This is a genomic window from Stenotrophomonas sp. PS02298 (assembly GCF_029959445.1).
GTDB lineage: Bacteria > Pseudomonadota > Gammaproteobacteria > Xanthomonadales > Xanthomonadaceae > Stenotrophomonas.
On record NZ_JASCOR010000204.1, the window covers coordinates 1 to 6,692 of the forward strand.

The following is a 6,692-nucleotide window of genomic DNA, read 5'->3' on the forward strand; positions in this document are numbered from 1 at the left end:
CATTGCCGACAAGACAGGGGCCTTTTGCCACCTGATGATGTGCGAGCTTCGCGGCTCACGCCGCTCCTACAAACAACACAACAACACCCCGCTCGACCCAACAAAAAACCCGCCATCACTGGCGGGTTTTTGTCTGCAGACTACGAACCGACTGACTCAGTTCCAGCCCGCCATTTCGAACAGACGCAGGATCAGGTAAGCACAACCACCTGCCGCCGGGATCGTCAGGATCCAGGCCCACAGGATGCGCTCGATCACGCCCAGGCGCAGCGAACGCGGGTTCTTGGCGAAGCCAACACCCATGATCGCGGTGGAGATGCTGTGGGTGGTCGAGACCGGCATGCCGAAGTGCGCAGCCAGGGTCAGGATGGTGGCCGAGCTGGTCTCCGCGGCAAAGCCGTGGATCGGGTGCAGCTTGACCATCTTGTGGCCCAGGGTCTTGATGATCTTCCAGCCGCCCGAAGCGGTACCGGCCGCCATCACCACTGCACAGGTCAGCACGATCCACATGGCGATACCGTCGCCAGCGTGAGCATCCGGGTGCATGAAGGCCAGCCACGACGGCAGGTCATTCAACGCGCCGGTTGCCTCGGCACCAATCAGGGTCATGGCGATGATGCCCATGGTCTTCTGCGCATCGTTGTGGCCGTGGGCAAAACCCATGTACGCCGCCGACACGATCTGTGCCTTGCCGAAGAAGGCATTGACCCAACGCGGGCGCGCCAACCGACCGAGCATGCCGCCAACGCGGGCCATGCCGGCGATGATCGCCCACAACAGGCACATCACCACCACGCCGAGCAGGAAGCCGGCGATCGGCGAGGTGATCATCGGCACGAACACCTTCCACAACAGGCCCTTGTTCTGCGCCCAGTTGCCGAGGTTCTGCGACCAGATCAGCGCATCCCAGTTGTTATGCGCAGCGGCCAGACCGGCGCCACACAGGCCACCAATCAGTGCATGCGACGACGAGGACGGCAGGCCTTTCCACCAGGTGATCAGGTTCCAGACGATGCCACCAAGCAGCGCGCACAGGATCACCTGCGGGGTCACATCGACCACATCGGTGTTGAGCAGGCCATTGGCGATGGTCAACGCGACCGCGGTGCCGGTGAGCGCGCCGATCAGGTTCATGAAAGCGGCCAACATCACCGCCCAACCGGGCGACAGGACCTTGGTTGCCACCACGGTGGCAATTGAATTGGCGGTGTCGTGGAAGCCGTTGATGAACTCGAAGACGAGCGCGGCCAGAATCACCACCAGGACGAGGGTGAGCATAGAGCGTCCCCGTCAGCTGTTCTTGAGCACGATCTGGTAAGCCACCACGCCCGCTTCGCGGCAACGGTCGATGGCCTTTTCCAGGATCTCGAAGAATTCCTTGAGCAGGAACATCTGCAGGTTGTCCAAGCGACCGGAGTAGATGTCGCGGTACAGCTCCAGCATCAGACGGTCAGCCTCGTTCTCCAGCGAACGCAGCTTCTCGTTGAGCGCGGTCATGCGATCCAGATTCATGTGGCGCAGGTCATTGACCATTTCCACGACGACACCTGCGGCCTGTTCCAGCATCGCTGCGCGCGGGGCGAAGTCGATCTGGTCCAGGTGCTGCACGGCCAGCGAGTAGCGGTCGGCGAACTTCTCGATCTGCTTGGGGATCTTGTACAGCGCCGAACCCAGCGCTTCGATGTCCTCGCGCTCGATCGGGGTCATGAAGCTGTCAACCAAGGCCTGGCTGATCTTGTCCGAAGCGGCGCGCTCGCGCAGACGGGCGAGTTTGAACGCATCCAGCGCCGGCTGACGATCGGCCTCGCGCATCATGCTGTGCAGTGCCTTGGCACCGTCATAGGCGGCCTGCGCGGCCTCGTCGAGGTAGGTGTAGAACTGCTTGCCGGAGCCAAAGATGGTCTGCAACGAAAACATGGGGAGCCTATTCGCCGTCGCGGGAGGGACGGCACCAAGGGCGAATTATGACGGCTAGATGGCATTCAGGGTATTCCTGACGTCTTTTTTACATCTGAAATGTGAACGGCCGGCCGTACCGGAGCCCCGGGGGTTTGCTAATATCGCCAAGCGCCCTCGCGGCGCACCCTATGGACGACGACCCTTATCCCCCGCCACAGCGCCGGATTCCGCCCCTGAGCGGCCGCCGCCACTGCAAGCACCCGCCCTCCCTGTCACCAACCCGGGGAGAGACCCGTGTTTGAATTTTTCATCGTACTGGCCTTGATTCTGCTCAACGGCTTCTTTGCCATGTCCGAAATGTCGGTCATGACCTCGCGCAAGAGCCGCCTCAAGCAGCTGGCCAGCTCGAGCAAACGTGCCGCCCGCGCCCTGGCCCTGTCCGAGAAGCCCGAGAATTTCCTGTCCACGGTGCAGATCGGCATCACCCTGATCGGCATCCTGACCGGTGTTTACGGCGGTGACGCCATCGGCGGCGCCATTGCCCAGCACCTGCAGGCTCTTTTCCCGGCACTGTCGGCGAACTTCTCGCTGTTTGGCGCCACCCAGCCCTGGTCGGAGTTCATCGGCAAGACCCTGGCCGTTGCGCTGATCACCTACCTGACGCTGATCTTCGGCGAACTGGTGCCCAAACGTGTCGCCTTGACCCGTTCCGAAGACATCGCCGGCATTGTCGCGGTGCCAATGAGCTGGCTGGCCCGTATCGCCGCCCCCGGCGTCTGGCTGCTCTCGCACTCCACCCGGCTGGTGCTGCGCCTGCTCGGCCTGGGCAAGACCGAGTCGGCCTCGGTCAGTGAAGAGGAGATCCGCATGCTGGTGGCCGAAAGCCATGAGCAGGGCGTGATCGACAGCCACGAGCGCGACATGATGAACCGCGTCATGCGCCTGGGCGACCGCACCGCCGACAGCCTGATGACCCCGCGCAACCGCATCGCCTGGCTGGACACCAACGCCGACCCGGAAAAGAACCTGTCCGCCATGCGTGACCATTCGTTCTCGCGCTACCCGGTGTATCGCGGCAACGACCAGGACATTGCCGGCATCCTCGAGGTCAAGAGCCTGGTGACCCGCCTCAGCGGCGGCAGCCACAGCCTGTTCGAGAACCTGCGCGAGACCCTGTACGTCTCCGAGTCCACCCATGCGATGAAGCTGCTGGAGATCTTCCGCGAGGAACACCAGTCAATGGCGCTGGTGGTGGACGAGTACGGCGAGATCCAGGGTCTGGTGACCATCTCCGACCTGATGGGCGCCGTGGTTGGCCGCCTGCAGGCAACCGAGAACACTGACGACGACGCGTTGGTTGTCACGCGCGAAGACGGCTCGTTGCTGGTCGACGGCTCGCTGCCGGTGGACGACCTTCAGGAACTGATGAACGGCGCCGAGCTGCCGGATGCGGAGGAAGGCGATTACTACACCATCGCCGGCATGTGCATGCATTACTTCGGCCGCATTCCGCACGCGGGCGAATACTTCGACTGGGCCGGCTGGCGCATCGAGATCGTCGACCTGGATGGTGCCCGCATCGACAAGCTGCTGCTGCGCAGGCTGCCTGAAGAAGACGCCGATGACACCACCGGTTGACCCGGACGGCACCACGCCGGACGCCAGCAGGACCGAGGCCGGCGGCTATCGCAACGAAGGCATCCGCACCCTGCAGGCAATGTTCGAACGCGGCGATCCGGATGAACACCTGCCGCTTGGCAAGGTTCTGCAAGGCCTGGAACAGAGCGCCTTCGGCGTATTCCTGTTCATCGCCATCCTGCCCGCCTTCATCCCGATCCCGGGCATAGGCGGTGCGGTCAGTAGTCCACTGGTGTTCCTGATCGGCAGCCAGTTGTTGTTTGGCATGTCGCGGCCGTGGCTGCCGGGCTTCATTGCCAGACGCGGCCCCAAGCGCAGCACCGTGCACAGGTTCCTGAGCAAGATCAGCCGACCGCTGCAACGCCTGGACCGGATGCTGAAACCACGGCTGGCAGTGCTGACCGTGCCATTACCTGCGCGCATGCTGACCGGCGTGCTGTTGTTGCTGGTCGGTCTGCTGCTGTCGCTACCGATTCCGTTCACCAACTACCTGTTCGGCTTCCAATTGCTGTTGTTCGCACTGGCACTGATCGAGCGCGATGGCGCGCTGATGCTGTTCAACTGGTTGGCAGCGATTGCTGCCGGCCTGTTCTTCGGCCTCGGCTCCGGCCAGCTGATCAGCGAGAGCATTGCGCTGTTCGAGCGCCTGACCAGTTGACCGCCCACGGTAGGCGGTAGACGGTAGTGCCGAGCCATGCTCGGCAAGAGGCTTTACCAGCAAAAAAGCACCCCTCCCCAACCCTCCCCTTGGCTATGCCAAAGGGAGGGAGCAGTAGCGTAGTGCCGAGCCATGCTCGGCAAGAGGCTTTACCAGCAAAAGCACACCCCTCCCCAGCCCTCCCCTTCGCTGCGCGAAAGGGAGGGGGCAAACGGCTTACGCCGCCGCCACCCGCTGCCAGGCCTGCATCGCGAGATCGAACGAACGCAGCCGCGCTGCTGGATCATAGATATTGGCAGCCAGCATCATTTCATCCGGGCGATGGCGCTCGACAAAGGCCGCCAAGCCTTCGGCCACCTGCGTCGGATCACCGACGATGCTGCAGGCCAAGGCACGCTCGACACCGGCCTTTTCATGCGGCGCCCAGAACGCCTCGATGTCATCCACCGGCGGCGGGATACGCCCCGGCGTACCGCGCCGCAGATTGACGAAGGTCTGCTGCAGGCTGGTGAACAAGCGCTTCGATTCGGCCTCCGATTCGCTGGCCACCACATTCAAGGCCAGGATCGCGTAAGGCGCCTGCAAGTGCTCGGAAGGACGGAAGTCGCGGCGATACAGCGCCAACGCCTCATCCATGGAATCCGGGGCGAAGTGCGAGGCAAACGCGAACGGCAGGCCCATCGCTGCCGACAGGCGCGCACTGAACAGGCTCGAGCCCAGCAACCACACCGGCACCGGGATGCCGCCACCAGGCACCGCCTGCACCGTCTGCCCGGGCTGTACCGGCGCGAAGTAATGCAGCAGCTCGGTAACGTCCTGCGGGAACTGGTCGGCGCTGTCGAAGTAGCGGCGCAAGGCGCGCGCGGTGGGTTGGTCGGTGCCGGGCGCCCGGCCAAGCCCCAGATCGATACGGTCCGGGTACAACGAGGCCAAGGTGCCGAACTGTTCGGCGACTTGCAACGGCGAATGATTGGGCAGCATCACCCCACCCGAACCCACGCGAATGCGCGACGTGCCACCGGCCACATGCCCGATCAGCACCGCGGTCGCGGCGCTGGCGATGCCGGGCATGTTGTGATGCTCGGCCAGCCAATAGCGGTGATAGCCCCAGCGATCGGCGTGCTGGGCCAACTCCAGCATGTTGGCAAACGCCTGCTGCGGGGTTGAGCCCTCGCAGACCGGGGCCAGGTCAAGGATGGAAAGGGGGATCATTCTGCGGTCTCCGTGGACGATACGAAGGACATGGGGTTCGTCCTCGCATTCTCCATGCAGTCACCACGACTTCCACCGGGACACTGTTTCCCACCCCGTCGGTGCGGGATCAGGCCTGGGCGCTGTCCTGCCGGTCCACCAGCGGCTGCAGCTGCGCATCCAGCGCCACGCGCTCATCAAACACGAAACAGCGGCCGTCATAGCCTTCACCACCGACCTCCTCGAAGTAACCGAGGATGCCACCTTCCAGCTGCAGCACGTTGTGCATGCCATCGTTCTGCATCCACAGCGCCGCCTTCTCGCAGCGGATGCCGCCGGTGCAGAAGCTGACCACGGTGGCATCGGCCAGCGACTCGCGGTGCGGCTCCAGTGCGGCCGGCAGATCGGTGAACTTGGCGATCGGCAGGGTCAACGCGCCCTCGAAGGTGCCATGCGCGAATTCCTGCCAGTTGCGCGTATCCAGCATCACCACGCGTTTGCCGTCGTCGTCGTGGCCCTGCCGCAACCAACGCTGCACGGTGGCCGGGGCCACGCTGGGTGCGCGCGGGTAATCCAACGGCTGGCCGTCTTCGCGGCGGAAGCTGATGATTTCCGACTTGAACTTGGCCTTCAGCCTGGCGAACGGCTGCATCTGGCTGTGGCTGTACTTGATCCGCATGTCAGCGAAGCGGGCGTCGACCTTGAGCTGGCTGTAGAAGCTCTCGATACCTTCACTGCTACCGGCGAGGAACAGGTTGATGCCCTCCTCCGCGATCAGGATGGTGCCGCGCAGCTCCAGCGCCCTTGCGCGTTCATGCAAGGTGGCGGTCAAGGCTTCGGCATCAGCCAGCGGAACAAAAAGATAGGCAGCGGTATTGACGATCATGCGCATAGTTTAAACGACCGGCCCCACGGCCGTTGCGGGAGCGGCGTAAGCCGCGAAGCTGGCAATGCCTGAAAGGCCCAACAGCCACCCCAACCCGCCCGGCCCGAAGGCACAGCCTTCGGTCGTTCATCAGGCCGCGCGCCAGTGGCGCGCAAGCAGGCCTTCTTCACCCCCTTGCCTGCGGCAAAGGACGGGAGTGCAGTGCCGAGCCATGCTCGGCAGGGGCGTTCCCGGTCAAGCCTCAGCCGAGCATGGGTCGGCACTACAGGTGAAGCTTCCGCCGACACGTGAACGGGGTTTGTAGGAGCGGCGTAAGCCGCGAAACTGGCAATGCCAGAGGGCCCCAAACGCCCCCCCCGCCCCCACCCGCCCCGCCGCCAGCGGGGCCAGGGCGGGCGCCGGGCGGGTTTACACCACTCC

6 protein-coding genes are annotated in these 6,692 nt (G+C 64.0%); 2 read left to right on the top strand and 4 right to left on the bottom strand.

Features of this window, described 5'->3' with window-relative positions; genetic code table 11:
- Positions 1–156: 156 nt before the first annotated feature.
- Complete coding sequence (locus QMX78_RS19345; RefSeq protein ID WP_282272627.1) at positions 157–1,278, bottom strand: inorganic phosphate transporter; 1,122 nt, start codon at positions 1,276–1,278, stop codon at positions 157–159.
- A 12-nt stretch (positions 1,279–1,290) separates the two neighbouring features.
- Positions 1,291–1,917: a DUF47 family protein gene (locus QMX78_RS19350; protein WP_057628278.1), complete on the bottom strand. Its 627-nt coding sequence runs from the start codon at positions 1,915–1,917 to the stop codon at positions 1,291–1,293.
- Positions 1,918–2,193: 276 nt separating this feature from the next.
- Here QMX78_RS19350 and QMX78_RS19355 point away from each other — a divergent pair, with 276 nt between their 5' ends.
- The gene (locus QMX78_RS19355) at positions 2,194–3,537 is read left to right on the top strand and encodes a hemolysin family protein (protein ID WP_282272630.1); all 1,344 of its coding nucleotides are present in this window, start codon (positions 2,194–2,196) and stop codon (positions 3,535–3,537) included.
- 79 nt (positions 3,538–3,616) lie between these two features.
- Entirely contained in the window at positions 3,617–4,195 is a 579-nt protein-coding gene (locus QMX78_RS19360) for an exopolysaccharide biosynthesis protein (protein ID WP_282272634.1), read from the top strand.
- A 216-nt stretch (positions 4,196–4,411) separates the two neighbouring features.
- Here QMX78_RS19360 and QMX78_RS19365 read toward each other — a convergent pair whose 3' ends face one another.
- Positions 4,412–5,407: an LLM class flavin-dependent oxidoreductase gene (locus tag QMX78_RS19365; protein WP_282272632.1), complete on the bottom strand. Its 996-nt coding sequence runs from the start codon at positions 5,405–5,407 to the stop codon at positions 4,412–4,414.
- Between the two features lie 109 nt (positions 5,408–5,516).
- On the bottom strand, positions 5,517–6,272 hold the full coding sequence (locus QMX78_RS19370; RefSeq protein WP_282272637.1) for a sulfurtransferase: 756 nt from the start codon (positions 6,270–6,272) through the stop codon (positions 5,517–5,519).
- Between the last annotated feature and the right edge of the window lie 420 nt (positions 6,273–6,692).